We start from the raw sequence: 23,340 nt of genomic DNA, 5'->3' as shown, positions 1-23,340 counted from the left end.
CGTCAACCTCCGCCTCCACGGGCCGCAGCGAGGTCTTACGAAGAATCGGCGAATAATGGTGGGCTTCCGCTGCGTCGCCCTCCCGCTCGAGTCGAGAGCGGGAATCAACCGGTAGGTGGCAGAGCCGTCATTTCGTGGACGAATTCCTGGCCATGGCGCGAGACCAAGCCGCCGCCATGAGCGCAGCGAAGCGCACGTGCTGTTCAGGCTCCTTGGTTGCGAATTCGGTGAGCGCCTGTTGCCGGTTTGGCAAGTAGCCGAGGCTTCGCCTGTGGTCGAGGTCGTAGGCACGGGCTGGGCCGGTCAACGCCTCGAGTACCTTCGCGCGAAGACGCGTGTCGGCTCCCGCGAGGGCAGAGAGGAGCGTCTGTCCTGCGGTGAGTGTCAACGTAAGCCTCCGATCCAGCCCAGGTAGTGGAGGTGCTGGAGGGGTCGCAGAGTGCGCGGCGCGATGACGACGAACACAGCGACGACAAAGACGGAGCCGGCGTGGTTGGAAGCAGCGCGGCAGCCGAGGTGGACCCCGGAGGTAGCAGCAGAGGTGGTGCGAGCGTGGGAGGCGGAAGGAGGTACGCAGTCGGCCTTCATGCGCAAGTACGGGTTACCGCGCGAGAGGCTGCGCTTCTGGACGCGCAGGCGAGAGGGAAAGGAGGGAGCGCGGACGGCCATGGCCTTCGTGCCCGTGGAGGTGGCGCCCGCCGAGCGGAGTGAGGTGGGGCGGGAGCAGGGGGAGGCGGTGCAGGTGGAGGTGGGCGGGGTGAGAGTGAGAGTGGATGCGAGAGCCAGCCAGGAGTTGGTGGCGCGGGTGCTGCGGGCGGTGAAGGAGGTGCAGGGGTGCTGAGGCTACCGGAGGGGGTGAGAATCTGGGTGGCGACGCAGCCGTGCGACATGCGCAAGCAGGCCGACGGGCTGAGCGCGCTGGTGCAGGGCAGTCTTGGGCAGCAGCCGAAGTCGGGCCACCTCTTCGTCTTCTTCTCGAGGAGAAGGGATTTCGTGCGCATTCTCTTCTGGGACGCCAACGGCTACTGCACCGTGAGCAAGAGACTGGAGGCGGGGCGCTTTCGGGTGCCGGCGCCCGTAGAGGGCCAGGCCGCGGTGCACCTGGAAGCGCGGCAGCTCGCGGAGTTGCTGTCGCTGGTGGAGGCCAGCAGCGCGGTACGGCGAGGCGAGGTGCATTGAGTCCGCGCTTGCGCGCCCGGCCCCACTTCGTGCATAGGCACGGTGCGCATGACTTTTCCCGTCACCATTGAAGAAGAGAGGGGCCAGCAGGAAGAAGCCCAGCCGACCGCCTTCGAGGCGGACGACATGGAGGCGGTGCGCGCCTACATGCTGCAACTGCTGATGGAGGGCCGCGGCGAGCAGGCCGTTGAGATGTTGTTGGGCCTGTTGGGTCGGCTGCGCGAGGAGCACAGCTCCACGACGGTGCGACTCCAGCAGGCGCTGCGGCAGCTGTACGGGCGGCGCAGTGAGAAGACTCCCGCCAGTCAGCTCCAACTCCTGCTGTCATTGTTCACCCAGCAGCAGTCCGCCGAGCCAGAGGCCGTGCCCGCCACCGTCGACGGTGCACAGGCAGCCGCCCCAGCGGCCCCGCCGGCCGACGCGCCGAAGAAGACGCCCAGACGCGCGCCCCTCCGCGGCGCCCAGGCCCTGCCCGCGCACCTGGAGAGGCGCGAGGTGCTGGTGCAACCCGCGGCCGAGGAGTGCGTCTGCCCGGGTTGCGGTGAGCAGAGGCAGCCCATGGGCGAGGAGGTAAGCCAGCGACTGGAATTGGAGCCGGCGCGCTTCTACGTGCGGGTGGAGAAGCGCCCGAAGCTCGGGTGCCAGCGCTGCAAGGAGGGGGTGGCCGCCGCGCCCGCCGGTGAGGCGCCATTGCCGGGAGCGCTGCCCGGCCCGGGGTTGCTGGCGCAGCTACTGGTGGGCAAGTACCGCGACGGGCTGCCCCTGCACCGCCAGCAGGCCATTTTCGACAAACGCCACGGGGTGAGGCTGCCCGCCTCCACTCTGGGCGACTGGGTGGCGGGGGCCAGTGACTTGCTGGCGCCCGTGGTGGCGCTGCTCAAGCAGCGCACGCTGGCGGACGCCTTGCTGCACACCGACGACACCGGGGTGCGCGTGCTGGACAGGGACGACGCCCGCGGCATCAAGCGCGGACACCTCTGGCCGTACGTGGGAGTGGGCGGCAACGTCTTCGTGGAGTACACCCCCGATTGGAGTGGCACGGGCCCCCAAGGGGTGCTGGCCGACTTCCGGGGCTACCTGGTGGTGGACGGCTACAAGGGCTACCAGTCCCTCTTCGGCCCCACCTCTCCACGCATTGAGGTGGGCTGTTGGATGCACGCCCGGCGTGGCTTCGAGCGCGCATACGTGGCCGGAGACGCTCGCGGCGGCACGGTGCTCACGCTCGTGCAGAAGCTGTACGCCGTGGAGCGGCAGGCCCAGGACGCGGGGCTCTCCGCCGAGGCACGCCTTTGCCTGCGCCTCGAGCACAGCCGCCCCGTCTACGAGGAACTCTTCGGCTTGCTGGAGGAGTGGGCCCCGCACGTGCCCGCCAAGACGCCGCTGGGCAAGGCCATTGCTTACGCGCGCAACCGCTACCTCCCCCTGGGCCGCTTCCTCGAGGACGGACGCCTTCCGGTGGACAACGGCGAGGTGGAGCGCCTCATCAAGCTCATTGTCCTCGGACGCAAGAACTGGCTCTTCCTGGGCAGCGATGCCGCTGGCCACCGGGCCGCCAGTGTCTACTCCCTCGTGCTCAGCTGCTACCGGCTGGGCATGGACCCGTGGGCCTACTTCCGCGACGTGCTGCCCAAGCTCGGCGACACCCGCTTCCCCGCCTCCCGCCTCGCGGAGCTCCTCCCCGAGTCGTGGGCTCAGCAGCAGGCTCAGCAGCGATAGGCTTGTCGACGCGCCATCCATCACGCGGCCACCGTGCCATGCTCCTCGGTGGCCGACACCATGGGCTGGACCGGAGGCTTACGTGTCAACGTTGTCGTCGCGAGAAGCTGACTCAAGCAGTTGGCCGGAGAGAAGGCACCGCAGGGGTGGAGGGCGGGGAGGGGTTGAGGCGGACAGGGCCAGTGGGAGTCCGGTCGCGGGTGTTGGCGCGCCAGCGCTCGGGGTGACGGTGGCGAGCGCGCTGGTACACGCGGTGGCGGCGAGCCAGCAGTTGAGCCTCGCGGCCGAAGTGCCTGTCGTCGCTCGACGGTGGTGGTCAGCCCGGCAACTTTGCCGCACCGCGCGTGTAGGTGGCGGAGCGCAGGAATGCGATCATGTCAAAGTCCGCGACGCTTTGCGGGGTCAGCGGCTCATAGGGGACAAAGGGCTGCTTGCTGCGGGTCCGTATCGGAGGCGCCGCGTCCTTATAGAGCCCTTTGCCGCGATGGGCCGGAATGAAGCAATCCGACTGCCGCGCCAGTAACCGCGCCTCGATGCTGCCGGCCTCGGGCGCGCCGATGAAGTTGGCCTCGGACGTCCCCAGGGCTCCCCCGATCACGGCGAAACGCGCGCCGAACAGCTGGTCGAGATGCGCACCCGTCGGCCAGAATTCATACCAGGGCAGCTTCGTCTTGGTCCGCCGAAGATGGGCGCTGTGCAGGTAGACCAACACCTTTCCACGCGTCTTTTCGCGCTCGGAGATGTGGACGAGATTCTCAGCGGCCATCGCGTCGCGCATGCTGACAAGGTTGTCGAGCGACTCTCGCCGCGCCAGCGCCGCGTGAATGGCGAGAAGATGCTGGGCGACGGTGACGTGTTGCAGCGCCTCTCCAAAGGATTCGCGATCGCTTTTGGCCACAAGCTCCGGGCGGCGCACGCTTAGTTCGGAGGCGAGCTCTTCCGTCGCCACCCGAAGCGCCGAAGCCCTGGGCGAGAGGCCGAACTTCCCCGCATCGTTGGCGCCGGCCGGCGTGTCTCTGCCCACAAGCTGCTGCGCGGTGTCGCCGCCCAAAATCCGCGTCAAGATCTCCTTGTGGACGACGGCGGCCGAGTCTTCCCAGTCCGCGTCCGCGCCCAACAGCGGCTCCATGATGGTCTTGTGCTTGGCGGCGGCCACCGGGTCGACCGATCTCAGATAGGCGAGCGCGAATTCGAGCGCCTGCCTCGGACTTTCCGTCGTCTCGCCTTCCGACGGAACGGTCCCATAGAGGCTGAGCTTCACCGCATTCGCCGGATCGGAATTGTAGCGCTTCATCCACTCCACGAGTTCGCGATTGGCGGCATATTTCCCGGAGCCGTAGCTGAAACCCTTGTCTTCGATGGCCTCGTAAGTCGCCGATCCGCGGCCTGCGACATAGCCGTCGACGAGCCGCGCGCGCATGTAGTTGGTCTCGAGCGTGATGGCGCTGAAGCCATGGGCTTCGACGAGCCGCTGGAACAGGCGATTGCGGAGGAGCAGGAATTCTTCGCCGCCGTGCAGAGCCTCGCCAAAGCCGAGAAGCGAAACCTGATCGCCGAGGTGGGACATCATCCGGTCGACGGCGGCGTCGAAACCTTTGTCCAACGAAAACGGGATCGCCTCGCGGGCGATCCATTCGTCTAGCGACGCGAACCTGACCGATCCAGCGGACGACCCGGACCGGGCGAAAGCGGCGCCAGGGACCAGGGCTGCGACGCCGAGGGCGGTCGTGGCCGCCAGGAATGATCGACGACCGAAGTCTTGAATTTGTTCTTCCGGATTCTGTGTGCTCATGAGTTAGACCCCGTTAGCGCCAGTTTTGATATCGAGTGCTCCAGGAGCACCTCCCATGCCAACGCCCCTCTCTCTCTGGGAATGGGGTGGGGTGGGGGAACTGGCTGTCCGGACCTCCGTCACTGCTGGGGGGCGGGGTGCCGGGTTTCCGAACAGTGCTCCCCGTGGAGGCAGGCGGGCCCATCTGGGCGAGGGGGCACGAAGGGCGTGCATCCGGCTTGCATCTCGGACGTAGGATGAAGGAGTCCGCCCCCCGAGGAGACGCCGTGAAACCCTCTCCCGCCTCCCCGCCACCGAGCGGCCTCGAGCAGGTGCAGCGCGAGGCCTTCGCCCGCCACTTCATGCGTATGGCGCGCATCCGCATCTACATGATGCCGCCGTCCCTCTTCATCCTCCTCTATCTCCTCGTGCAAGAGCCGGCGGTCTGGCGCAAGTGGCTGCTCGGGGGGCTGCTGGGACTCTTCGTGGTGGTCGAGGGCATCGAGCTTCACCACTACCTGCGCCGCACGCCGCACCAGAGATTCTCGTTCACCTACGTCATCGGCGTCGGCATCCCGATTCATGGGGGCCTGCTCCTGGTGACGGGCGGGCTCGAGGGGCCGCTCACGCCGGTGCTGCTCATGGTGAGCTTCTTCATCTCCCTCTTCACCACCACTCGAGGTGCGTGGGTTCTCGCGCTCTTGCATGTGGCGACGCTGTGGGGGCTGGCCGCGGTCTCCTTCACCGGGGTGGTGCCGGACCTGCTGCCGCAGCTCTACGGGGGTGGTGCACGGGCCGGGCACAATGACGCCCTGCTGCTGTCCCACGTGACGGTGCTGAGCGTGCTGGTGGCGTTGTCTGTCGGCATTGGCTCCATCATGCGGGACGTCTTCCAGGGCATGGCGAAGGACGCGCTGGACGCGCGCGACGAGACGCTGCGCACCCACACCGAGGCCCTCAACGCGCTCACCCTGTTCAGCGGGGAGATTGCCCACGAGCTGAAGAATCCGCTGGCCAGCGTGAAGGGCCTGGCCGCCATGGTGGCGCGGGACGTGGAGGGCAAGCCGGCCGAGCGCCTGGCGGTGCTGCGGCGCGAGGTGGACCGGATGCAGGAGATCCTGGAGGGCTTCCTCAACTTCTCCCGGCCCCTGCTCCCGCTCAACGAGCAGCGCACCTCGCTGGGATGGTTGTGCCAGCAGGTGGTGGAGCTGCACGAGGGCATGGCGGGCGATCGGGGCGTGAGCCTGCGCCTCTTCGTCGAGCAGCACGTGGCCGTCTGGTGCGACCCGCGCAAGGTGAAGCAGGTGCTCATCAACCTGGTGCAGAACGCGCTGGAGGCCGCGCCACGCGGGAGCACGGTGGAGCTGGTGATACTGCCCACGCCCGAGGGCGGCGGACGGGTGGAGGTGCGAGACCAGGGGCCGGGGATCGCGCCCGAGGTGCGCGAGCGCGTCTTCGAGCCGGGCGTCACCACGAAACCCAAGGGCAACGGGCTGGGGCTGGCCCTGGCGCGGTCGCTGGCGCGGCAGCATGGCGGCGAGCTGGAGCTCCACCCGCGAGAGGGCGGCGGCTGCGTGGCAGAGCTGGTGCTGCCCGCGGAGCTGCCGCCCCGGCAGGAGAGGACGGAGGTCGTGGCATGAAGGCGCGGGTGCTGGTGGCGGACGATGACGCGGGCGTGCGCTACACGCTGCGCGGGCTGCTCGAGGACGACGGGCTCGAGGTGGAGGAAGTGGGGGACGGGGAGGCCGCGCTGCGGCGGCTGGCCGCCGAGCCCCCGGTGGACCTGGTCATCAGTGATTTGCGGATGCCGAAGGTGGACGGGATGGAGCTGCTGCGCCGGGTGCGCGCACTCTCGCCTGTCCCGCGCGTCATCCTCATCACCGCGCATGGCAGCGAGCGGCACGCGGTGGAGGCCATGAAGCTCGGAGCGGTGGACTACTTCCGCAAGCCCTTCGAGGTGGACGACGTGCTGGCGGTAGTGCGCCGGGCGCTGGGCACCCTTCGGCTGGAGGCGGAGAACGAGCGGCTGGCGGGTGAGGTGAACCTGCTGCGCTCGCTCGTGTTCGTCTCGCCGGCGATGAGCCGGCTGGCGCTGCTGGTGAAGCGGGTGGGGCCGCGCGACGTGACGGTGCTCATCACCGGGGAGAGTGGCACGGGCAAGGAGCGCATCGCCGAGGCCCTGGTGCGCGCCTCCGCCCGGGCGGATCGGCCCTTCGTGCGCTTCAACTGCGCGGCCCTCACCCCCGAGCTCGCCGAGGCGGAGCTGTTCGGCCACACGCGGGGGGCCTTCACCGGAGCGGTGCGCGCGCGGCAGGGGCTGTTCCGCGAGGCGGATGGCGGCACGCTGCTGCTCGACGAGGTGGGCGAGCTGGATCCGGCCACCCAGGCCAAACTGCTGCGCGTGCTGCAGGAGGGCGAGGTGCGGCCGGTGGGCGAGGACAAGGCCTGGCCGGTGGACGTGCGCATCCTGGCGGCCACCCACCGCGACCTCGTGCAGCGGGTGAAGGAGGGGTGCTTCCGCGAGGATCTCTTCTACCGGTTGAAGGTGGTGAACCTGCACGTGCCACCGCTGCGGGAGCGGCCGGAGGATCTCGCCGCGCTGGCGAAGCACTTCCTCGCGCGCTTCGCCGAGCGCTTCCACGTGCCGTCCATGCAGGTGACGCCGGAGCTGATGGCGCGTCTGACCGCGTGGAGGTGGCCGGGTAACGTGCGCGAGCTGGAGAATGCCCTGGAGAGCGCGGTGGCGATGAGCCCGGACGGGACGCTGGACCTGTCACTGCTGCCGGGCGGGCCGGAGCAGGAGCGCCCCGAGGAGGCGCCGCGCGCCGGTCTCAAGGAGAAGGTGGAGGCCTACGAGCGGGCCCTCGTCGTCGCCGCGTTGGAGGAGGCACACGGCAACCGCAGCGAGGCGGCGCGGCTGCTCGACATCGGCCGTGCAACCCTGCACGACAAGCTGAGGAAGTACGGCCTCGTGCGCGAGGGAGAGGCGGAGTAGGGGGAGTGCCCGGTCAGGCCGGGGCTGTCTGCCGCTGCGCCAGCCACTGCCGCGCGGGGGCCGTGGCCACCCCGAATCGCTCCAGCCCCGGGAGGACCACCTCCTCGAGGGTGCGCACGAAGGTGGCGCGCTTGTGCGCATGCGGGAGCACGCCGTGCCGCTGGAGCACGGGGCTCTCCTCCGCGGGCGTGCCCGATGCGAAGAGGGTGGGGGAGATGCTCCCCGCGAGCATGAAAGGGATGTGGCGGCCCAACCAGGCCACCTCTCCTGCATCGTGCTCGCGTGCCAGGTACGCCCAGCCGAGTCGGCTATGGGCCACCTCGTCGCGAAGGAGATCATGCAGCACCTGCCGCACGCGCGGCTCCGTGTCGGCTGCGTTCAGCGTGGTGAGGACGGCGGCACTCTCCGTCTCGGTGATACAGCAGGCCGCCACCAGCTCGTAAAGCACCTGCTGGCGCAGCGGCAGCCCCACGGGCGCAACCTCGGCGACGGCCGCCGGAGGCTCGGGCAGGGCGAGGTGGCCGTAGGCGAGCGCCAGCTCCTCGCACAGCGCGGCATGCCGTTGCTCATCGCTGGTGGCCCTCCTCGCGAGGGACACGAGCGCCTCGGGAGCAGCGAGCGTCTCGAGGCGCTCACCCAGCCGCGCGAAGCGCAGCGCCGCATCCAGCTCCACCCGGTACCGGAAAGCCCACGCCGTCGCGACCACGTGCCGCTCCGGCTCGGGAAGCGCGTGCATCACCAGCCCTGCACGCCCCCGCCGGGCTCTTCTCCTCCTCCGGTCCCGCCGTCGGTCTGGGGAGTGGTGCCCGCGTCCGCCTTGTCATTGGGCTTTGCCTTCGCCTCATCGCCGCACCCCGACACCCCTCCCAAGAGCGCTCCACCCAGCACCAGCACGTGAAAGAGCTTCTTCGAATCCATGACGGCACCTCGGCTCGTTGAAGGGGGGCGCGGCCGCCCCTCAGGGGGAAAATGATGACACATCCGCCGCCTGGAGGGAGCAGGGACTGGCACGGTTGATACCCAGGTCGGGGGGGGGGCGCCGGTGCCCGGGCAGTTCATCGCGTCGGTGCGTCGGTGGAGCTCGCAGCGGCCACCCGGACTACCCCCGATAGTGAATCGAGCGCATGGCTGGCCACACGGGGATACCCCGAGCATCTGAGAGTGGCGTTGAAAATCCACGGGTGAGTCATTGTCTTGACTCGAGGAAGCCTCCGCAGACACTCACCCCTGGTGAGTTGCGCGCGCATTCAAACGAATGGACGCGGCGCGCCATGGTTGCGAGGCTCTCTGCTCGGGGGGCACAGGCGATGAGTGAAGATGGCGCGAAGGTCGAAGGACACGTACCAGGTCATCACCTCAAGGAGTCTGCATTCGACGAGAAGCTCCAGCGAAGCTTTGCGATGCTGGAGCGGAGGGAGGAACGGCAAGCAGCGCTGCGCTCACTCCTCGTGCTTGTGCTCACCGTCGTATTCTGGGTTCTTCAGGTGCGTGTGAAAGCGATTGCCGGGTGGGTTGCTCTCATCACCACCCTGGTCGTAGTGGCCTATCTTGGCCTGGAGGGGGTGGGCATCGTGAGAAGGCGTCAACTTCTCTCAGGATGCCGGGGACAGACGCGCAGGCAGATGGAGTGGCATCTGCGGCGGCTGGGGTGCCTGAGCAACACACGAATCGAGGAGCTCGAGGAGACAGCGAAATCCCAGGGCGGGACGCCGAACGCCATCATCGAACTGGCGTTCCAGGACGGCTGGAACAAGGGCCTCGAGGAGCTCCTGGTGAGGCCGGAGGTCAATGACGGAGAGCGGCGGGTCATCAAGCAATGCCAGTATGTTCACGGAAAAGCGTCAAAACAGGCCGCAGGTCCGAAGCAGGATTCGAAGTGGAACTTCCTGTCCTCGGGCTGCGCGAAGCGCACGCAGGAGGATCTGCGGTGGCACCTGAAGCAGTTGCAGCGCGAGGGGCTGTACAAGGTTCGCGAGTTCCAGTCGTTTTCCTGGAGGACGCGCGAGCGACATGAGCAGATCCAGCGGGCGTATCGGGAAGGCTTGAAGCTGGGGCTTCAGGAGCTCCTCTCCAAGCCGGCGAGCAGCCGTACGGAACAACAGGCCATCCGGGAGTTCCTGGGGTCGAGGGAAGAGCCAGCAGAGGTTGGAACCGAGCGGTCCGAACCGACAACCATGCACTGAGGCCGACGATGACTCTGGAAGACGTTCGCAATATCGGGTTCGGGCATCTCGTCGGTTTTCTCGCCGGAGCCATTCTCTACTCCTTCCTGCATGGCTGGAACGGAGCCCTGTTCGAGCCCTTCGGGGAAGAGGCGGGAATGACGTTCGCGGTGCTCTTCGCTGGCCTGGGGGGCTGGGTTCAGGGCAAGTTGTTCAAGTCCTCGTCATCGAAGATGGAGCGTTTCAAGTCCGCGCTGGTGGAGTTGCGTGAGGATTGGGAGCGGGGCCTTGCTCAGGACGAGGCGGAGCGCAGGTACAGCGCCCTGCTGCGGCGCCATGGCATGACGGATGTGGACGCGGACGCGGCTCTGGGGGGGACCCAGTTGGAGAAACTCCAGTTCGAGATCGAGCGCATGGACCTCGAGAACGAGAGACTCTGGCTGGAGAACCTCCGGCGCCGGCGGAAGATGAAATTGCCGATGGGCGAGGTCGCGCCTGGGCTCGTGACGCGCCCGGCCCGGTCGGGCGCCCTCGCGCAGAACCCCCAGGGCAAGACATCCCCCAGCAAATTCGGCCATTTGGTTGAGCACGTCTGGGCCATGCTGCATTGAGGAGCTTTCGCGCCGTCCGGGCGGCGCTTCATTCCCCGGAAGGCCAGGCCGGAGGGCAGCCGAGCAGATAGCGGGCATGTCCCGCGCCCACCACGGGTATAAGGGCTCGGAAATGGCCGTCCGCTTCGAGCTCGTCACCACTGACCCTACCGGGGCCCGTGCCGGGGTGCTTCACACCCGGCGTGGCTCCATCCCCACGCCCGTCTTCATGCCGGTGGGCACCCACGCCTCCTTCCGCCACCTCGGCATGGAGGAGGTGAAGGCCACCGGTGCGAAGATCATCCTGTCCAACACGTACCACCTGATGCTCAAGCCGGGCATCGACGTGTTCAAGCGCTTCGGCGGCATCCACCCCTTCATGCAGTGGGATGGGGCGGTGCTCACCGACTCGGGCGGGTTCCAGATCTTCTCTCTGCCCGAGGACCGGCTCATCACCGAGAAGGGCGCGCACTTCCGCAGCTTCCACGACAACAGCCGCCAGCTCCTCAGCCCCGAGTCCAGCATCGCCATGCAGCAGGCGATCAACTCGGAGATCATGATGGTGCTGGACGTGTGCATCGACTCGCGCACGGACGAGGCCGGCACGCGCGAGGCCATGGAGCGCACCCACCGCTGGGCCGTGCGCAGCCTCGCGGCCAAGAACCAGGTGGACACCGGACAGGCCCTCTTCGCCATCGTCCAGGGCGGCGTGCACCCGAACCTGCGTGACGAGAGCGCCGCCTTCCTCACCCAGCACCCCTTCGACGGCTTCGCCATCGGCGGCCTCGCGGTGGGCGAGACCAACGAGGAGCGCAAGGCCATGACGGCCCGCGCCGCAGCCTCGCTGCCCCAGGACAAGCCCCGTTACCTCATGGGCGTGGGCACTCCCACGGACCTGCTCGAGGCCGTGCTGCGCGGCGTGGACATGTTCGACTGCATCATCCCCACGAAGATGGCGCAGCAGGGCTACGCCTATACCTTCCAGGGTCTCGTGCGGATTACGCGCCAGGTGTTCCGGCTGTCGGACGAGCCGTTGGACCCGACGTGCGACTGCTACGTGTGCAAGCGCTTCAGCCGCGGCTACCTGCAACACCTCATGAGCGGCAAGCACCACATCGGCTCGCGCTTGTTGTCCGTGCACAACGTGCACCACTACCAGCAGCTCACCTGGAAGATGCGCGACGCCATCGTCCGGGGCTCCTACGCCCAGGCCTACCGCGAGCTGAAGCAGGCCGTGGCCACGCCGAAGGATCTCAAGGACGCGAAGCTCGAGGTGGGCCCTGGCGCCGTCACCCTCAAGGAAGTGGGCTGAGCGCGTGGACTCCGAGAACCCTCGCGATGGTGACTTCGAGCTGGTGACGTTGCGCAACGGCTCGCGAGCGGTGCGGCACCTCGGGCACGGAGAGGTGATGCACCCCTCGGTGGGCCCGTGGCAGGAGGCCCTGCGCCTCTACGTGGAGCAGCCGCGCCTGTCCGAGCGTCTGCGCACCCCAGGAGAGCCGCTCGTCATCCACGACGTGGGCCTGGGGGCGGCCACCAACGCGGTGGCGGCGCTCACCTGCGCGCGCGAGCTGGGCTCCGAGCGCCGGCGGGCCCTGGAGCTGGTGAGCTTCGAGGTGGACCTCGCGCCGCTGCGGCTGGCGCTGGCGGACGCGGCGGGCTTTCCCTTCCTGCAACCCTTCCGCGAGGCGGCCGAGGCCCTCATGCGCGACGGCGTCTGGGAGGGCGAGGGCCTGCGCTGGCGGCTGCACCTGGGGGACGCGCAGGGATTGATCGACTCCGGGCTGCCGAGGGCGGACCTGGTGTTCTTCGATCCGTTCTCCCCGGCGTCCAACCCGGAGATGTGGACGACCCGGGTGCTGACCCAGGTGAGGGTCTGCTGCCGGGAGGATGGGGAGGGGGCGCTGCTGCTGACGTACAGCGCGGCCACCCCCACGCGCGTCACGCTGCTGCTGGCGGGCTTCTACGTGGGGGCCGGCATGTCCACGGGAACCAAGGGAGAGACGACGGTGGCGGCCACGCGCCGCGAGTCCCTGGCTCTACCGCTCGGAGAGCGCTGGCTGGAGCGATGGCGCCGCTCCTCATCCCGCGCGCCCCATGGGGAGCCCCTCACGCCGGAGCTCGAAGCACGGGTGCTCGCCCATCCGCAGTGGCGCGTGGGCTGAGCGTCCTCGGGGCGAGCCACCCAGATGGGCCCGCCCCTGGAGGAGCCTCTCTCTACGCCGGAGGCCGGGTAGAGGCCTGGCCCGCCGCGGAGCCGCGCGCGGCGAGCTCGGGCGAGACGGCGGCCTCAGCCTGCTCGGACCAGCGCACGTGGTAGGTGGCCGACTGGCCGTCGAAGCCCTCGGGGACGACGGCGACCCGCTGGCCGCCCGCCAGCTCCGCCGCCCGAGCCAGCGCTCCGGCTACGAAGGTCGGCTGGTCCGCCCCGATGTCCGTCAGCCAGAACTCCAGCTCCGTCGCTCCACGCTCCACGATTCGCACCTCACTGCAATTGGTGCTGGTGCGGAAGCAGAGCCGGGCCTGCGTCAGCGCCCTCCGAGGACCGAGCAGCCGAGCCATGCCCAGCAGCGCCCGCCCAAAGAGGGTGGAGAAGTAGCCATCGATGAACCGCTCACCGAGGGAGTAGTACGCGGCCTCGGCAGGCATGCCCGCGTAGATATGGTCCGCCGCGATGCGGAGGAAGTGCTTCCACTGCTCAAGCGTGTAGGTGGGAGTTAGCTTCTGCTCCAGGTCGAGCCCCGCCTCAGCCAGGCGCAGACGGCACGCGGGCGTGAGTCGGTTCTCGAGTGCCTTGAGGAAAAGCGCCTCGACGGTTCCTGCATAGACGAGCTTGTGGCCGGTCATAGGAACGCTGGTATATCCGGTTGTCGGCCCTCCTCGCTACATGCCTGTTCAGGGAGCGTGCACTTGTGCACGTGAAGTGAACAAAAACCAGGGGTTCGGCGCGAGACTGGAACATCCCGTACGCCCCTGGTTTACAGCACGGCGGGTACGTACATGTAAGGCCCAGTGAGAGGGGACGCGATGAATCCCGGTCCTGGCTGTGGGGGTCCGGGATGAAGAAGCGTCGCCTAAGGACCGAGCCGAAATGAGGGGCGGCCTCCTTTCGTTTTCCACTGATGGCTCCGTGCGTGGCCGTGCACTTTTCTCCGATGGCCGTCCAACGTGACGCCTAGAGTTCTGACCAATGGTGACGATCGAAACCCCCCGTGCGCCCCTGGCGGCGCTGCTGCCCGACCGCTCGCAGGGTCCCCTGGATTCCGATGAGATCCTCAGCCGTTTCGTCGGCTGGGTTGAGTCCACCGGGCTGACCCTCTACCCGGCGCAGGAGGAGGCCATCCTCGAGCTGCTGGGGGGCAAGCACCTGTTCCTCAAGACGCCCACCGGCTCGGGCAAGTCGCTCGTCGCCATGGCGCTGCACTTCAAGGCCATGGCCGAGGGTAAGGTGTCCTACTACACCTGCCCCATCAAGGCGCTCGTCAACGAGAAGTTCTTCGCGCTGTGCGAGGCCTTTGGTCCGGAGAAGGTGGGCCTGCTCACCGGCGACGCGGCCATCAACCGCGAGGCGCCCATCCTCTGCTGCACGGCGGAGATTCTGGCCAACCTGGCCCTGCGCGACGCGACGCTGAGCGCCGACTACGTGGTGATGGACGAGTTCCACTACTACGCGGACCGCGAGCGCGGCATCGCCTGGCAGCTTCCGCTCATCACCCTGCCGCGCACAACGTTCCTGATGATGTCGGCGACGCTGGGCGACACGCACCTCATCGAGGAGCGGCTGCAGGAGTTCACCGGCCGCGAAGTGGCCAGCGTGCGCAGCGCACAGCGCCCGGTGCCGCTGGACTTCGAGTACCGCGAGATGCCGCTGCACGAGACCATCCAGGAGCTCATCCGGCAGGGCAAGGCGCCCATCTACCTGGTGAACTTCTCGCAGCGGGCCGCGGCCGAGCAGGCGCAGAACCTGATGAGCGTGGACTTCTCTGCCAAGGAGGACAAGGAGGCCATCCGGCAGGCGCTGCTGGAGGCGTCCTTCGATACGCCCTACGGCAAGGACTTCCAGCGCTTCCTGCGCCACGGCATCGGCATGCACCACGCGGGCCTGCTGCCCAAGTACCGGCTGCTGGTGGAGCGGCTGGCGCAGACGGGCCTGCTCAAGGTCATCAGCGGCACGGACACGCTGGGCGTGGGGGTGAACATCCCCATCCGCACGGTGCTCTTCACGCAGCTCTTCAAGTTCAACGGCGACAAGCTGGCCACGCTGAGCGTGCGCGACTTCCAGCAGATCGCCGGACGCGCGGGCCGCAAGGGCTTCGACACGCAGGGCAGCGTGGTGGCGCAGGCCCCCGAGCACGTCATCGAGAACGTGAAGATCGCCCAGAAGGAGGCCAAGGGTGGCAAGCGCCTGCCCCGTAAGCCTCCGCCGCAGAAGGGCTTCGTCAACTACGACAAGAACACCTTCGAGCGTCTACAGACGGGAATCCCCGAGGCGCTGGAGTCGCGCTTCGAGGTGACGCACGGCTTCCTGCTCAACCTGCTGCAGAGCGAGATGGTGGGCGGCGCCGAGGGATACCAGCGGCTGGTGCGGCTCATCTTCCGCTCGCACGGCTCGGAGTACATCAAGCGCCGCAACCTGAAGGAGGCCGCGGCGTGCTTCCGGACCCTGCGCAACGCGGGCCTGGCGATCGTGCAGAAGGGGCAGGACGGCTCGGGGGCGACGGTGATGGTGGCGCCGGGGCTGCAGCGGGACTTCTCGCTCAACCAGACGCTGTCGCTCTACCTGCTGGACACGCTCAACAAGCTGGACCACGAGGCGGAGACGTACGCGCTGGACGTGGTGACGCTGGTGGAGTCCATCTGCGAGAACCCGGAGGTGGTGCTCTACGCCCAGCTGCACGAGCTCAAGGGCAACAAGATCAACGAGCTGAAGGCCCAGGGCATGGAGTACGACCAGCGGATGGAGGAGCTGGAGAAGCTCGAGTGGCCCAAGCCCAACCGGGACTTCATCTACACCACCTTCAATGCCTTCGCGGAGAAGCACCCGTGGGTGGGCGCGGAGAACATCCGGCCCAAGTCCATCGTCCGCGACATGTACGAGCGCTACCTGTCCTTCCACGACTACGTGCGCGAGTACGGCCTGCAGCGCAGCGAGGGCGTGCTGCTGCGCTACCTGGGTGACGTCTACAAGGCGCTCACCCAGACGGTGCCCGAGCGCTACCGCAACCAGGAGGTCAACGAGATCATCGAGTGGCTGCGCGCGATGATCCGCTACGTGGACCAGAGCCTCCTGGAGGAGTGGGAGCGGATGAAGAACCCGGGCGAGGTGGTCATCCGCCGGGCCGAGGCTCCGGACCGCAAGCCGCAGGACCTCACGGACGATCCCCGGGCCTTCGCGGCGCACGTGCGCAACGAGCTGCACCGGCTGCTGCGGGCGCTCGCCTACAGGCGCTACCCGGACGCGCTGGCGCTGCTGCGGCAGGACGAGGGCGGGGAGCAGTGGACGGCGGCGAAGCTCGGGGAGGCGATGACGCCCTACTTCGAGGAGAACAAGAGCGTGGTGCTCACGCCGCAGGCGCGCCGGCCGGCCAACACCTTCCTCAAGGAGGCGGGCCCGCGCCAGTGGGAGGCCCAGCAGCGGATCCTCGACCCCGAGGGCCATGGCGACTGGATGCTCGACTGTGTGATCGACCTCACCGGACGCAAGGTGGATGACGGTCCGCTGCTCACCCTGCGCCGCATCGGGACCTGAGTCTCCGTAGCGCCCTGTCTCAATATGGACGGCGGTGGAGGACTCCCACTGCCGGAGTGGATCGGCATGTGGGAGCGGCATTACGTTCATCTTCCGTATGCCTCCCATCCGTCATGTCGATCCGCAGCTGCGCCGGGACGTCCGGCTCCTGGGCCGGTTCCTCGGAGAAGTCCTCATCGAGCAGGAGGGACAGGCCCTCTTCGATCTGGAGGAGCGCGTCCGGCGCCTCTCCATCCAGCGGCGGCGCGGACCGAAGCCCGAGCGCCGGGCGGCTGCCTCGGAGCTGGCCGCGCTGCTGCGTGAGATGCCCCTGGAACGGGCCGAGCCCGTGCTGCGCGCCTTCTCCACGTACTTCCGTCTCGCCAACCTCGCCGAGCAGCACCACCGCATCCGCCGCACCCGCGAGCATGCCAGCGGTGGCATGCAGGGGCCTCCCCAGCGCGGCTCGCTCGATGCGGTGATGCAGTCGCTCAGGCAGGCCGGCATCCCCGCCTCGCGGGTGCGGGAGCTGCTCCTCTCCATGCGGGTGACGCTCACCCTTACCGCGCACCCCACCCAGGCCTCCCGCCGCACGCTGCTGCAGAAGATCTACCGGCTGGCCCGGCTGCTCGAGGAGCGCGACCGCGGCCACCTGACCCCCCGCGAGAAGGCCGACATCCTCACGTCCATGCGCGAGGAGATCACCGCCCTCTGGCAGACGGACGAGCTGCGCCGCGAGCGGCCCACCGTGGGCGATGAGGTGAAGAACGCCCTCTGGTACGTGGAGGAGGTGCTCGGAGAGCAGCTCGAGCTCATGCCGGAGACGCTCGACTGGTCCTTCGAGCGTGCCTACGGTGAGCCGCTGGGCGTGCTCGCCACCCCGGTGCGCCTGCACTCCTGGGTGGGCGGGGACATGGATGGCAATCCGCTGGTGACGCCGGAGGTGCTCGCGGACACGCTGCGCGCCCACCGGGCCCGAGGCCTCCGGGCCCTGCTGGCCGAGGTGTACCGGCTTGGTTGGGTGCTCACCCAGTCCGAGCGGCATGCCTATATCTCGAAGGAGCTGAGGGCCTCGCTCGACCAGGACGCCGCGGACCTGCCGGAGGTGATGGCCCGCTATGGCTCGCGCACCGAGGGCGAGTCCTGGCGCCGCAAGCTGCGCTTCATGGAGGCCCGCATCCAGGCCGCGCTGGTGTACGTCGAGGGCCGCCGCGCCGGCCGTACCGAGCCCCTTGCTCCCGCGGCCTATCGCTCGCCCGTCGAGATGCTGAGGGATCTGGAGCTGATCGAGCGCTCGCTCGTGGATGCGAAGTCCCGGCACGGAGGGCTGCGGCAGGTGCGCCGCCTCATCGCCCGGGTGCGGGCCATGGGCTTCCACCTGGCCGAGCTGGAGGTGCGCGCGCCCGCCGAGGACGCCCGGAGCGCCGCGCTGTCGTTCGGAGGTGGACCCGCGCCGGCCGGGGGGGGCTCCCGGCTGCTGGCCGTGCTGCAGCGGGTGCGCGAGGCCCAGGCCGAGTCGGGCGAGGGGTGCTGCCGCACGCTCATCCTCTCCATGGCCTCCAGCGCCGAGGACGTCCTCGCGGCCTTCACGTGCGCGCGCCAGTCCGGTCTCTGGGACGAGGCCCGGGGCTGCGCCACCGTGGACGTGGTCCCGCTCTTCGAGCAGCTCGGAGCGCTCGATGATGGTCCTCGCATCCTGCGCGAGCTGTTCGCCCACCCCGAGTACCGCCAGCACCTGAAGGCCCGGGGCGTGCAGGAGGTGATGGTGGGGTACAGCGACTCGGGGAAGGAGGTGGGGCTGCTGGCCGCCAGCGCGGCGCTCTACCGGGCCCAGTCCGCGCTCACCCAGGTGGCGCGTGAGGCGGGCGTGCAGCTCCGGCTCTTCCACGGCCGCGGCGAGACGGTGGCCCGGGGTGGCGGTCCCGCGCACGAAGCCATCCTCGCGCTGCCGCCGGGGAGTGTCGGGGGCACGTACAAGTCCACCGAGCAGGGCGAGGCCCTGGATCAGAAGTACGCCCGGCCCGAGCTGGCCCGGCGCACCCTGGAGCTGGTGCTCGGCGGAGTGCTGCTGCACTCCCTGGATGCGCAGCCGCGCGTGGCGCCCGAGGAGGAGGCCCCGTTCCGCGCCGCCTTCGACGAGCTGGCGGAGTTGGGCCGCCGCGCCTACCGGGCGCTCGTCTGGGAGGATCCGAACTTCGTCCCGTTCTTCCAGGCTGCCACGCCCATCGAGGAGATCGCCGCGCTGCCCATCGGCTCGCGGCCCAGCAAGCGTTCCGCGGGAGGGCTGGAGTCCCTGCGCGCCATCCCCTGGGTCTTCGCCTGGACGCAGAACCGCGCCATCCTGCCGGGGTGGTACGGCGTGGGCTCGGCACTGGAGGAGTACGGCTCGCGGCCCGAGGGCCTCGCGCAGCTCAAGCGCATGTACCGCCAGTGGCCCTTCTTCCACACCGTCATCGACAACGTGGCCATGGTGCTCGCCAAGTCGGACATGGCCATCGCGTCGCGCTATGCGGCGCTGGCGCCTGACTCCACTCGCCCGCTGTGGGAGCGCATCCGTGCCGAGTACTCGCGCACCCGCCGCTGGGTGAAGCGCGTGACGGGCGAGTCGCGCATCCTGGAGAGCAATCGCCAACTGCGCGAGAGCATCTCCCTGCGCAACCCCTACGTGGACCCCATGTCCTTCCTCCAGGTGGAGTTGATGCGGCGCAAGAGGGCAGGGGCGGCCAACGTCGATCGTCCTCTTCTGCTCACGCTGGCCGGTATCGCCGCGGGCATGCGCAACACGGGGTGAGCGGCACGAGCCGAGGCGGTGCGCGAGCTCAGGCCCGCCGCCTCGGCAGCGTGATGATGAACTCGGTGAAGGAGCCTTCTTCCGACTCGAACCGCAGGCTCCCACCGTGGCCCTTGACGATGATGTCGTGGCTCAGCGACAGCCCCAGCCCCGTTCCCTCGCCCGCCGGCTTCGTGGTGAAGAACGGGGTGAAGAGCTTGTCCCGGACGTCCAGGGGAATGCCCAGGCCATTGTCGTAGATGCGGAGCTCCACGCTCTCGCCCAGGCCGCGGGTCTTCACTCGAATCTTCGGCTGGAAGCCGTCCGCGCCCCGCAGGCGGCGCTTCGCGCTCACGGAGTAGCAGGCATTGTCGAGCAGGTTGACGACGACTCGGCTGAGCTCCTGCGGAACGACGTCCACCATGCCAGCGCTCTCGTCGAGCTCCTGCTCCAGCTTCGTGTCGAGCGTGGGGAAGCGGGACCGCATGCCGTGGTAGGCAAGGTTGATGGAGTCCGACAGCAATGCGTTGAGGGGATGCTCCTGGCGCTCGCCCTTTCCTCCGCGGGAGTGATCCAGCATGGAGCGGATGATGCTCTCCATGCGGCTGCCATGCTCCTGGACCTTGCGCATGTTGAGCGCCAGGTCGGCCAGGCTTTTCTGGAGGCGGGTGAGGTGCTCGGAGCCAAGCTTGCTCTCCAGCAGGTTCAGCTCGTCGGCCACCTCTTGGACGAGCTCCCCGGAGAACTCCGAGAAGCTGGTCACGAAGTTCAAAGGGTTCCTGAGCTCGTGGGCAATTCCGGCCGTCATGGTGCCCAGTGCAGCGAGCCGATCCTGGAGGAGCAGCCGGTCCTCCATCTGCTTGCGCGCCGTGACGTCCTGGGCGAACACCCGGAGGATCTCCGCGTCCGTCAGGGCCAGCACGGTCAGCTCCCAGTAACGTCCCTCCAGGTGCACCGTCGAGGGCAGCGCCGCCTCGGGAGCGCGGAGCCGTGAGAGCGTGGCCTCCACCACCGGGTGGCTCCGTCCGCGGACCGCCAGGTCGGGGAAGTGCTCGTGGGCGGCCGGGTTGGCGTAGAGCAGCGAGCCATCCATGCCCAACTCCAACATGGGCGAGGGGTGCAGCAGCGGGAAGGAGGCCAGCCGGTAGAGGTGCTTCTCCAGCGTGTGCGACTCGGTGATGTCCTGGACCTTCAGGGCCACCTCGGGCCACCGTTGCCCGGAGTCAGCAGCCCCCAGCGTTACCTCGGCGGCGTACCGGTGCTCCCTTCCTTCCTCGGCCAGGCAGAACTCCACCCGCCCCCCCGCGCGGGTTTGACGAGTCAGCCGCGTCAGGGCCAGCAACCGCTCGGCGATCGGAGGCTCCACCACGTCGGTCAGCGGCCGCCCTTCACCCCCGCGCACGTCTCGGCCGAGCGTCCTGTCCATCGCGCTCCACAACCGCCGGCAGCGCTCCTCCTCGTCCAGTGTCACCGCCAGGAAGTCCGCGCCCTTCTCGGGCCAGGGCGTGGCAAGCAGTTGCTCGGCCGATGAGGAGACGAAACCCTCGGCATTGAAGGGCGCGCTCAACCGCTCCAGCCCCGTTCCGTCCTTGCTCAGCTCCTGGATGATGGAGGCCAGCGAGGCGGCCTCCTCTCGTGACAGGCGGTGGGTGAGGAGGATTCCATCGGCGGGCGTGGCCTCGGTGAAGAGGATGGGCGCGAGCTGGCGCTCATCGCTCGACAGTTGGACTTGGACGATACCCATGTACGCGTGTGTCGCGCTCTCGTCCGGTTGGCTCGTGGGGATGGAGGTCACATCCGCCTCGCCGGAGATGACCGCCTGGACCGCCTTGCGGTACGTGCCGAGGAAGTGCTCCTCGGAAAAGACGGTGGAGGGCGGCATCCCCAGTCTCTCGAGTCGGCGCGCGATGAGGAGGTAACCCCCCACGGAATGAGGGGTCACCCACGCGGCGCGCTTGCCCCGCAGGCGCTCCAGGGTGAGGGGCTCGCTCGCGCGGCAGACGAGCGCCGCGTGGTAGTACCCGCGCCCGAAACGCACCGCGCGCAGCACCGTCCAGGCACGTGATGCGAACTGGGCACACTGCTCGGCGGTGGCCCAGGCGAGGTCCACCCGGCCCGCCTCGAGCTCCCGTGTGAGGGCCTCGTAGGTAGGCACTGTCTCCACTACCACCGGGCGTCCCATCCGCAGGGAGATGGCATGGCCCAGCAGCTCGGCCCGGACGTGCTCTTTCATGTCCCCGAGTGACGGGTAGGTGAGGAACCGGATGGGGGTGGACGGCGTCACGGGGAGAGCATGCCGCACGGGGCGTTTCCGAAACACCCTCCTGGGCCGGAATCACTCAGGCCATCCGAGGCCGTGGCCTGGCAAATCCCAGGGCCAGCCGCGGGCTGGGTTGGGTCTTCACGGTACGCAGGCTCCCACGCCTGTGAAGCCTTGGAGGGGCTCGCAGCGCCCCGAGGTGCAGCCCGGCTCTCCCGAGGGTGAGCGGCACAACCGGCGGCACGCACGTCCTGCTCCGTCCTTCACGCACGCGCTCCCCGGCCGGCAGTCATTCGAGTACGTGCACGGCGAGCCGTCCTCCACCGCCCCCGCAGTCACGCACACTGGCTCGCCTCCCGGTGACGGGTAGCAGCCCAGGGGGCTCGCGCAGTCCTGGGCCAGCAGCTCGCACGTTGGCCCCGCCTCCCCGCACACCCTCGGTAGCTCGTCCGAGCCCATGAAGCGCAGCACCTCGGTGCAATCCCGCGGCGCCGCGCACTGCTCGCCGCCGTGGCAGAACTTCTCGCACGCGAAGGTGAGGCCCCCATCCGGTGCCGGGTGATCCGTGCAGTACAGCCCCGCCTTGCACGTGTCGTAGAAGTTGCCTTCCGGTGTCGCGATGCTCTGGCAGGTGCTGCCCTCCGCGTCCGTCCCTTCCGGCACGCAGCGACGGCTCGTCACGCTCCCCTGGCGCACGTAGGTGCACTTGTGCCCCGCCGGGCAATTCTGGGCCACCGGGTCGCACTCACCCGGAAAGCAGCGGTTTCCCTGCCCACCGTCTTCCAGCACCCCTCGCAAGCAGAGCGCGCCCGCGTCGCAGCCCTGCTGCCGTGCCACGTCGCAGCCCGAGTCCGTCTCGCCGCCTCCATCCAGCTGGCCCGTGGACCCTCCGCCCGCGTCCGTTCCGCCCCCACCCCCACCATCGGCCACCTGGCCCGCGTCGTTCCCCGTACTCCCCGTATTGCCGTTGCGGCAGCCACTGGCCATCATCCCGACGACGAGGACTCCGCCCAAAAGAAGCACGTTCGCCCGCATTCCTGGCCCCTGCTGGAGTGACGAACGGGACTAATAAGACGTCCGGGGAGAAACGGGCCCCCCTTGAACAAGACCTGGGTGACAGCGGACACTTGCGGCCTTGATGACGTCCTGGAGCGGCTGTTTCCGCTTCAAGGGCATTCTTCTGAAACACGCCCGAGGGAATCAGTGCGCATGAGCATGAAGACGGCCGAGGCTGCGGAGATGTCGGCGGTGGCGCAGGCCAACCGGAGGGCCCACGAGCGGGTGACGGCGACTTTCGACGTCCGCTTCCAGGACACGGAGGACGCCGCGCGGGCGCTGCGCGCGTACTCGCTCAACCTGTCGGCGGGAGGCCTGTGCCTGCGCACGCGCCGCTCCTACGACGTGGGCGCGCACGTACGCCTTCAGATGACGGTGAGCGGGGAGGACTTCGACCTGGAGGGCATCATCTCCTGGGTGCGGGATGACGCCGAGGCCATTGGCGTGCGCTTCGTCGGTGTCTCCGAGGAAGACCAGGCCCGCCTGCAGCGCGTGGTGGCCAGCTTCAAGCGCTGAGCCCGTTGCTGTCGCGAAGTCGGGCGGGGCCTCCGGGCCCCGCCGGGTGCTGCGCTACTGCCCGTGCTGACGCTCCAGCTCCGAGTGGCGCATCACCATGTTGTCCACCTGCACGAAGCCGCAGGCCGTGTAGAAGCTCTGCAGCTCCTGCAGCGCGTAGGCGCTCACCTCGAGCCGCTTCACGCTCAGGGCCCGGGCTCCGCACCGCTCGAGCACCTGCTGCATGAGTGCCCGGCCCACGCCGCGGCGCCGCCAGCCCTCCGTCACCACCAGCTCATCCACCGTGGCGATGCGCCCGCGCAGCCGCAGCTGCGGCCGGTGCGACAGCGACACCATTCCCACGGGACGATCCTGGGAATCCGCTGCCACGAAGATTTCAATCTCCGGATGACTGATGACCCAGTGGACCGTCTGGGCATCCGAACCGTGGGCGTAGCCCATCTCGCGCAGGAGCGCGGCCAGGCTCTCTGCATCACCGCGGCGAGCGCGGCGGATGCGGAAGGGGGGGGCGTCCGGGGCTGGAGTTCTGGTTGGCGTCGATTGCACGGCCCCCCCACTCTACTCAAGGCGCGGCCAACCTCGCAAAGGCAGAGGGCG

At 68.7% G+C, this 23,340-nt stretch carries 19 protein-coding genes; 12 read left to right on the top strand and 7 right to left on the bottom strand.

Annotated features, from left to right (window positions below; genetic code table 11):
* Positions 1 to 451 precede the first annotated feature (451 nt).
* From tnpA to tnpC, 3 genes are read left to right on the top strand one after another with little or no spacing between them, the layout of a single operon-like run.
* On the top strand, positions 452 to 841 hold the full coding sequence (tnpA, locus tag OV287_RS34515; protein ID WP_267533913.1) for an IS66 family insertion sequence element accessory protein TnpA: 390 nt from the start codon (positions 452 to 454) through the stop codon (positions 839 to 841).
* Between the two features lie 26 nt (positions 842 to 867).
* Positions 868 to 1,179 (top strand): IS66 family insertion sequence element accessory protein TnpB, encoded by a 312-nt coding sequence (gene tnpB, locus OV287_RS34510; protein WP_267533914.1) that lies wholly within the window; start codon positions 868 to 870, stop codon positions 1,177 to 1,179.
* Between the two features lie 48 nt (positions 1,180 to 1,227).
* Positions 1,228 to 2,895: an IS66 family transposase gene (tnpC, locus tag OV287_RS34505; protein ID WP_267533915.1), complete on the top strand. Its 1,668-nt coding sequence runs from the start codon at positions 1,228 to 1,230 to the stop codon at positions 2,893 to 2,895.
* 316 nt (positions 2,896 to 3,211) lie between these two features.
* Here tnpC and OV287_RS34500 read toward each other — a convergent pair whose 3' ends face one another.
* Positions 3,212 to 4,687 carry an erythromycin esterase family protein gene (locus tag OV287_RS34500; RefSeq protein ID WP_267538295.1) on the bottom strand — a complete coding sequence of 492 codons (1,476 nt, stop codon included), beginning with the start codon at positions 4,685 to 4,687 and terminating at the stop codon, positions 3,212 to 3,214.
* Positions 4,688 to 4,953: 266 nt separating this feature from the next.
* On the opposite strand from OV287_RS34500, the gene OV287_RS34495 reads away from it, so the two are divergent.
* Positions 4,954 to 6,306 carry a sensor histidine kinase gene (locus OV287_RS34495; protein WP_267538294.1) on the top strand — a complete coding sequence of 451 codons (1,353 nt, stop codon included), beginning with the start codon at positions 4,954 to 4,956 and terminating at the stop codon, positions 6,304 to 6,306.
* Positions 6,303 to 7,661, top strand: a complete 1,359-nt coding sequence (locus OV287_RS34490; protein ID WP_267538293.1) for a sigma-54-dependent transcriptional regulator — start codon at positions 6,303 to 6,305, stop codon at positions 7,659 to 7,661. The genes OV287_RS34495 and OV287_RS34490 overlap by 4 nt, the downstream gene beginning before the upstream one ends.
* A 13-nt stretch (positions 7,662 to 7,674) precedes the next feature.
* Here OV287_RS34490 and OV287_RS34485 read toward each other — a convergent pair whose 3' ends face one another.
* Both OV287_RS34485 and OV287_RS34480 read right to left on the bottom strand, forming a co-directional pair.
* A complete protein-coding gene (locus OV287_RS34485; RefSeq protein WP_267538292.1) occupies positions 7,675 to 8,397 on the bottom strand; it encodes a ferritin family protein in 723 nt (240 codons plus the stop codon).
* Complete coding sequence (locus OV287_RS34480) at positions 8,397 to 8,579, bottom strand: hypothetical protein (RefSeq protein WP_267538291.1); 183 nt, start codon at positions 8,577 to 8,579, stop codon at positions 8,397 to 8,399. Before OV287_RS34480 ends, OV287_RS34485 begins: the two co-directional genes overlap by 1 nt.
* Positions 8,580 to 8,968: 389 nt before the next feature.
* Here OV287_RS34480 and OV287_RS34475 point away from each other — a divergent pair, with 389 nt between their 5' ends.
* The 4 genes from OV287_RS34475 to OV287_RS34460 all read left to right on the top strand — a co-directional run bounded on the left by OV287_RS34475 (position 8,969) and on the right by OV287_RS34460 (position 12,578).
* Complete coding sequence (locus OV287_RS34475; protein ID WP_267538290.1) at positions 8,969 to 9,844, top strand: hypothetical protein; 876 nt, start codon at positions 8,969 to 8,971, stop codon at positions 9,842 to 9,844.
* Between the two features lie 8 nt (positions 9,845 to 9,852).
* The gene (locus tag OV287_RS34470) at positions 9,853 to 10,434 is read left to right on the top strand and encodes a hypothetical protein (RefSeq protein WP_267538289.1); all 582 of its coding nucleotides are present in this window, start codon (positions 9,853 to 9,855) and stop codon (positions 10,432 to 10,434) included.
* A 76-nt stretch (positions 10,435 to 10,510) separates the two neighbouring features.
* Positions 10,511 to 11,725, top strand: a complete 1,215-nt coding sequence (gene tgt, locus OV287_RS34465) for a tRNA guanosine(34) transglycosylase Tgt (RefSeq protein WP_267538288.1) — start codon at positions 10,511 to 10,513, stop codon at positions 11,723 to 11,725.
* A 4-nt stretch (positions 11,726 to 11,729) separates the two neighbouring features.
* On the top strand, positions 11,730 to 12,578 hold the full coding sequence (locus OV287_RS34460; protein WP_267538287.1) for an MnmC family methyltransferase: 849 nt from the start codon (positions 11,730 to 11,732) through the stop codon (positions 12,576 to 12,578).
* 52 nt (positions 12,579 to 12,630) lie between these two features.
* Here OV287_RS34460 and OV287_RS34455 read toward each other — a convergent pair whose 3' ends face one another.
* Positions 12,631 to 13,260: a DUF2378 family protein gene (locus OV287_RS34455; RefSeq protein WP_267538286.1), complete on the bottom strand. Its 630-nt coding sequence runs from the start codon at positions 13,258 to 13,260 to the stop codon at positions 12,631 to 12,633.
* A gap of 343 nt (positions 13,261 to 13,603) precedes the next feature.
* On the opposite strand from OV287_RS34455, the gene OV287_RS34450 reads away from it, so the two are divergent.
* Together OV287_RS34450 and OV287_RS34445 are read left to right on the top strand one after the other, a co-directional pair.
* Positions 13,604 to 16,162, top strand: coding sequence for a DEAD/DEAH box helicase (locus OV287_RS34450; protein WP_267538285.1), 2,559 nt, complete (start codon positions 13,604 to 13,606; stop codon positions 16,160 to 16,162).
* Between the two features lie 97 nt (positions 16,163 to 16,259).
* Positions 16,260 to 18,932, top strand: coding sequence for a phosphoenolpyruvate carboxylase (locus OV287_RS34445; RefSeq protein WP_267538284.1), 2,673 nt, complete (start codon positions 16,260 to 16,262; stop codon positions 18,930 to 18,932).
* A gap of 28 nt (positions 18,933 to 18,960) precedes the next feature.
* On the opposite strand, the gene OV287_RS34440 is transcribed toward OV287_RS34445, so the two are convergent.
* The gene (locus OV287_RS34440; protein WP_267538283.1) at positions 18,961 to 21,213 is read right to left on the bottom strand and encodes a PhnD/SsuA/transferrin family substrate-binding protein; all 2,253 of its coding nucleotides are present in this window, start codon (positions 21,211 to 21,213) and stop codon (positions 18,961 to 18,963) included.
* Between the two features lie 99 nt (positions 21,214 to 21,312).
* The gene (locus OV287_RS34435) at positions 21,313 to 22,194 is read right to left on the bottom strand and encodes a hypothetical protein (RefSeq protein WP_267538282.1); all 882 of its coding nucleotides are present in this window, start codon (positions 22,192 to 22,194) and stop codon (positions 21,313 to 21,315) included.
* Positions 22,195 to 22,380: 186 nt separating this feature from the next.
* Here OV287_RS34435 and OV287_RS34430 point away from each other — a divergent pair, with 186 nt between their 5' ends.
* A complete protein-coding gene (locus OV287_RS34430) occupies positions 22,381 to 22,743 on the top strand; it encodes a TIGR02266 family protein (RefSeq protein WP_267538281.1) in 363 nt (120 codons plus the stop codon).
* Between the two features lie 54 nt (positions 22,744 to 22,797).
* Here OV287_RS34430 and OV287_RS34425 read toward each other — a convergent pair whose 3' ends face one another.
* Positions 22,798 to 23,289 carry a GNAT family N-acetyltransferase gene (locus tag OV287_RS34425; RefSeq protein WP_267538280.1) on the bottom strand — a complete coding sequence of 164 codons (492 nt, stop codon included), beginning with the start codon at positions 23,287 to 23,289 and terminating at the stop codon, positions 22,798 to 22,800.
* Positions 23,290 to 23,340: the final 51 nt, after the last annotated feature.

The organism is Archangium lansingense (genome assembly GCF_026626635.1).
GTDB lineage: Bacteria > Myxococcota > Myxococcia > Myxococcales > Myxococcaceae > Archangium > Archangium lansingense.
Note: the sequence above shows the minus strand (reverse complement) of the source record. Positions and strands in the feature narration are given on the sequence as shown.

Bases quoted from the DNA above. Each gene is read 5' to 3' on its own strand.
- OV287_RS34450 (WP_267538285.1), top strand. From the start codon at position 13,604: ATGGTGACGATCGAAACCCCCCGTGCGCCCCTGGCGGCGCTGCTGCCC.
- OV287_RS34455 (WP_267538286.1), bottom strand. From the start codon at position 13,260: ATGACCGGCCACAAGCTCGTCTATGCAGGAACCGTCGAGGCGCTTTTC.
- OV287_RS34480 (WP_267538291.1), bottom strand. From the start codon at position 8,579: ATGGATTCGAAGAAGCTCTTTCACGTGCTGGTGCTGGGTGGAGCGCTC.
- OV287_RS34475 (WP_267538290.1), top strand. From the start codon at position 8,969: ATGAGTGAAGATGGCGCGAAGGTCGAAGGACACGTACCAGGTCATCAC.
- OV287_RS34430 (WP_267538281.1), top strand. From the start codon at position 22,381: ATGAGCATGAAGACGGCCGAGGCTGCGGAGATGTCGGCGGTGGCGCAG.
- tnpC (WP_267533915.1), top strand. From the start codon at position 1,228: ATGACTTTTCCCGTCACCATTGAAGAAGAGAGGGGCCAGCAGGAAGAA.
- OV287_RS34445 (WP_267538284.1), top strand. From the start codon at position 16,260: ATGCCTCCCATCCGTCATGTCGATCCGCAGCTGCGCCGGGACGTCCGG.
- OV287_RS34500 (WP_267538295.1), bottom strand. From the start codon at position 4,687: ATGAGCACACAGAATCCGGAAGAACAAATTCAAGACTTCGGTCGTCGA.
- OV287_RS34485 (WP_267538292.1), bottom strand. From the start codon at position 8,397: ATGCACGCGCTTCCCGAGCCGGAGCGGCACGTGGTCGCGACGGCGTGG.
- tnpA (WP_267533913.1), top strand. From the start codon at position 452: ATGACGACGAACACAGCGACGACAAAGACGGAGCCGGCGTGGTTGGAA.
- OV287_RS34490 (WP_267538293.1), top strand. From the start codon at position 6,303: ATGAAGGCGCGGGTGCTGGTGGCGGACGATGACGCGGGCGTGCGCTAC.
- OV287_RS34470 (WP_267538289.1), top strand. From the start codon at position 9,853: ATGACTCTGGAAGACGTTCGCAATATCGGGTTCGGGCATCTCGTCGGT.
- tgt (WP_267538288.1), top strand. From the start codon at position 10,511: ATGTCCCGCGCCCACCACGGGTATAAGGGCTCGGAAATGGCCGTCCGC.